Source organism: Wolbachia endosymbiont of Pentalonia nigronervosa (assembly GCF_014534705.1).
Taxonomy (GTDB): domain Bacteria; phylum Pseudomonadota; class Alphaproteobacteria; order Rickettsiales; family Anaplasmataceae; genus Wolbachia.
This window is the reverse complement of the sequence record NZ_JACVWV010000078.1, coordinates 1-4,474: the sequence shown is the minus strand read 5'-3', so window position 1 is coordinate 4,474 and position 4,474 is coordinate 1. Positions and strand designations below refer to the sequence as shown.

Sequence of the window (4,474 nt, the reverse complement as noted above, 5' to 3'; positions counted from 1 at the left end):
TTCTAAAATATGTTCACTTTTTTTTAAAGCCTTATGAACGTTCTCTCCTGTGATGAACATTTTTCCAACAAATATTGAACTAATACTAATAAGGGAACCAAAAAGGAGAGTTTTTTATGAATACCTCACACAATGCTACTTCTCAAAGCCACTTCTCAATAGAAGAAACGGCAGTTTTGAAAGCACATCTTCTACAAAATATTAGATCTTGTCTTTCCTACTTACTGCCAAGAGGAGTTTTTCGCGGTGATAAGTTTTATGTAGGTGATGTGCAAGGTAACGAGGGAAAGAGTATGATAGTGGAGTTAACTGGCAGTAAAGTTGGCCTATGGCATGATTTTGCAACAAAAGAAGGCGGTGATATAATCGATCTTTGGGCAGCAGTACATAGAAAAGATGCCAGGACAGATTTTCCTGAAGTAATGGCTTCTATAGCTGAGTGGCTTGGAGTAAAGCGTACCAAAGAGTGCAAAAATTTAGAGAAATATATTACTGGTAGCTGGAATTATTACGATGAAAATAATCAAGTTATTGTCACAGTCTACCGTTTTGATCCTCCAGGAAGAAAAAAAGAATATCGTCCTTTTAATGCTAAAACGTTGAGTTATGAAGCACCTAACATAAGACCACTGTACAACATTCCAGGAATTTTAAAGTCTGATGAAGTTGTTCTGGTCGAAGGTGAAAAGTGTGCAGAAGCATTAATGGAGCAAGGTATTACAGCAACAACAGCTATGTCAGGAGCAAACGCTATAATTGATAAAACAGACTGGACTCCACTTAAGGGTAAGCATATTATTATTTGGCCAGATAATGATGAGGCAGGTAAGAAGTATGCTGAAAATGCTGAGAAAAAGCTTTTAGAAATAGGGGTTGCATCACTTGCTATTCTTGAAATTCCGCAAGATAAACCAAAGGGTTGGGATGCTGCTGATGGTATTGTAGAAGGATTTAAATTTCAGGAGTTTCTTCAAACAGGAATTTGCTATATTCCAAGTAAATTAATTCCTAATAAGTTAACTCCTAACTTAATCAGTATGTCAAAAACCGACGACATGCCCCCAAAGAGAGAGTGGATAGTACAGGATTGGCTGCCTTCAGGTTATGTCTCTGCTCTTTATGGTGATGGTGGAGTTGGAAAATCTCTTCTTGTTCAACAACTAATTACAGCACTTGCAGCGGGTAAGCCATGGCTTGGTATCAATTTAAACCCTATTAAAGTTTATGCTTTGTTTTGTGAGGATGATAGACTTGAGCTTACACGTCGTCAACATGCTATTAACCATTTTTATCGTGTAAAAGGTTATTCACTTGAAGAGAAAATACGTATGATGACAAGAGTAGGAGAAGACAATAGGTTAATGGATTTTAACAGCAAAGATTCAGGTAAATTAACATCTTTTTTCCATGACTTGCTTGAGGATATCAAAGCATTTCAACCAAAACTTGTTGTATTAGATACAGCAGCAGACTTATTTGATGGAAATGAAAACAATCGTACACAAGTAAGAAATTTCATTCAGAATTGTTGTGCACGAATAGCAAGAGAAATTGATGGTGCAGTATTGTTATGTATGCATCCTTCTGATGTTGGAATACAAAGGAAAACAGGTACAGGAGGTTCAACAGCATGGAATAATACTGTAAGATCTAGATGGTATTTAACCAGGCCGGAAAAAGCTGGTGTTTCACCTGATGATAGAATTTTATCTCGAAAAAAGTCCAATTATTCGCAGAGCAATGATGAAAAGATAGTTATGCGTTGGGAAAACGGTGCATTTGCACACGATGATTTAGCTTTAGGTTCAGAACCAATGGTAAGAGGACAATATAGCGAAAAGTTAGATTTAGAACGCGAGAGAAAACATGAAGTTATCTTGAATCTAATTCGTAGAATGGCATATCAAGGCAAAATTTATACTGCAGCACAATTTGCAAGAAGTTTTGAAGGAGAAGAAGGACTTGGTAGTGATCGCAATATAAGGGGAAGAATTGATCATCTTGCAACTCTCGGGCAAATAAAATTCTTTCGTAATGCTGAAGAATATGGAATAGCAAATACTAACTCTAAATATGGATTTCTTTGTGTAAAAGATATGGAGACAAAGATTTGCATAGAAGGTAAGGTAGAATACAAATTAGTAAAGCCAACACATCATTATTTGGAGGCAAATGGTAAAGTATTACCTATTAAGGGCACGAATAATTTATGGTAAAGTGTTTCACAGATTATACCTTTTTAATTGTTTTTAGATTGTCATAAAACAAGTATAGCAAGAATTAATGTTATACCATATTAGTATATTTATTAACTAAACACTCTTCAAAATGCAAAATCATTTGGCAAAATTACCAGATAACCAAATGAATTATTAAAGAAAAAGCAAGAAAATCAATATCTTACACTATTTTCAAATGGCAAATAAAATTTCATTTGGCAAAATTACCAATTAGCTTAAAAGGTGCATAAATGGAAGAGTTTCAGCCAAAATGTCAAATGGCAAATTCCCCTATATATAATATATTACATCAGTAGTGTGTAATATATACATTTTAACCAAATGGCACCTAACATGAAAATCATGACCATTAATGTTTTTAAGTAGTTCTAGAACTTTATGGATAAAGAGAAATATATCCATATCGCTAATATAAATCACGTCTAAAGATGAATAAAAGATACCCCTCAATTATTCTTTAAGGATTTCTTAAGAAAAGGCTAGAAAACACGTTTTTAAGCTAGGTATAACTTCAAGGTATAAAAAATACCATCCATACCCCTATCGCTAACGTAGGCACTATTAAAACTTGAATAAAAGGCATATCTGAGTTACTCTTTACTCTAACTTTATTTTTACAAGAAACCCTATTATACTCTACCACATTTTTTGTTAGTTGAAAAGAAAAACTTCAAAGGTGTTGTCACAGCCAATTAATATTACAGTTTCATAAATAACTTATCATGTACATAGCTGTAGACTAAATTAAGGTCAAGTGCTGCATGTTTGTGTGGTAATAACGGTAACATATCTCCGTAAAATTCCTTATTCTTAAGCTTCATTTCCACATTTTTTATTAATGTACTTTTCGATACTTTGGTATTGTTAAGCCTCATATATGAGTAAAAACAATGTATTATTTTCTCTATATCAAGGCTATGTATAGTTGTAAGTGCTACGTACAAATCATACAAGTCTCTTCCCTTACGTCTTTGATATAGTGCACGCAATTTTGTACCCAATAGTTCCTCAATTTGAAATGTTAAAATAGTAACAGAGCCACTGACCCAAGAAGACTTACTACTAAATAAATGGTCAGAAAAGCCAAGAATAGAAACATGCTCTCTGGTATTAATTTCAATCTTAAGTCTTATGGGAAAACCATCGTCACTCACTACACGGTAACTAAGTGTAACAAGTCCATCAGAAAAACTTCTATTAGGTTTTCCAAGCCATAGATCCATAACTGTTCTGATACAATCAATTGTATGTCCTACAGGCTCTGCATTTACCTGCACGAGATCAATATCTTCTGAATATCTTGACTGTAGCTCAAAAAACAGTTTATTTAAAGCTGTACCACCACGAAGTGCAAGAGATTTTTTTAACTCACTATGATTATAAAGCTTCAGCAAAGCACTATTAATAATTAAATCCTGTTCAATTTGTCTAGGCTCTTGCCAAGGTACTACTTTCGACCATTCTTGAATAAAGCGTCTAGGTATCATTTTTCAATTTCAAGCACATCATTAATTAACAGCTTCCAACGATTTGCACGCTGACAATTATCACTATTAACACGAAAGTCAGGACGTAGAGGAATAAATTGTATCCTCCTGCTTTTTAATTGCTGCTCAACAACTAATGCCATACTATGGTAACCTGTAGATTCAAGAATATACCCAAGTCTTTGTAACACTGAGTCTGTACTTTCATTTCGTACTACTTTAGCTAGTAGCTGTGTTCTACATTCCTTAGATAGGTCTTTGACGACTGTTGCAACATTACTCAAATATCCACATGATGTGTAGAAGCGGACAAGATCTAATAAAGTTTGTTCCCGAGAGGAAATTTTTGCATATCCCGTTGGTAAAGTAAGTTGTTCTTTTGCTGCAGAGAAACAATTTTTATAGCAATGAAATTCGATCAGACCTCTCTCAAGCTCGATATTTCTTCTCTCCTTATTAGTAATGACTTGGAAGGACATAGGTTGTTGGTTAGTAGCGCCATATAAGGAAGCAGCACTTAAAAGGCCAATATAGTATTCTTGTCCTAGATGTTGCATTAGAGAATCAACGATCCAATGAGGAGGTAATGATCCTAGGTGTTTGTATTCCATGGGTACAATCATAAAAAAGTTTCGGACTAGAGGTTTTAAAACTCTTTTTTCAGCAAGTCTGTAGACTTGAAATCTAAACTGATGGGAAGTGATATTTAGTACCGATAAAACCTCTTTTTTAGAAAAGAAGTGCTTA

At 34.4% G+C, this 4,474-nt stretch carries 3 protein-coding genes; 1 reads left to right on the top strand and 2 read right to left on the bottom strand.

The annotated features are described in order from the left end of the window. The first annotated feature begins 116 nt into the window (after positions 1-116). Positions 117-2,216, top strand: a complete 2,100-nt coding sequence (locus tag IC220_RS06170; RefSeq protein WP_188153610.1) for an AAA family ATPase — start codon at positions 117-119, stop codon at positions 2,214-2,216. 722 nt (positions 2,217-2,938) lie between these two features. Here the strand turns inward: IC220_RS06170 and IC220_RS06165 are convergent. Then, positions 2,939-3,727: a nucleotidyl transferase AbiEii/AbiGii toxin family protein gene (locus IC220_RS06165; protein WP_188153609.1), complete on the bottom strand. Its 789-nt coding sequence runs from the start codon at positions 3,725-3,727 to the stop codon at positions 2,939-2,941. Further along, entirely contained in the window at positions 3,724-4,338 is a 615-nt protein-coding gene (locus IC220_RS06160; RefSeq protein WP_188153608.1) for a type IV toxin-antitoxin system AbiEi family antitoxin domain-containing protein, read from the bottom strand. The genes IC220_RS06165 and IC220_RS06160 overlap by 4 nt, the downstream gene beginning before the upstream one ends. Positions 4,339-4,474: the final 136 nt, after the last annotated feature.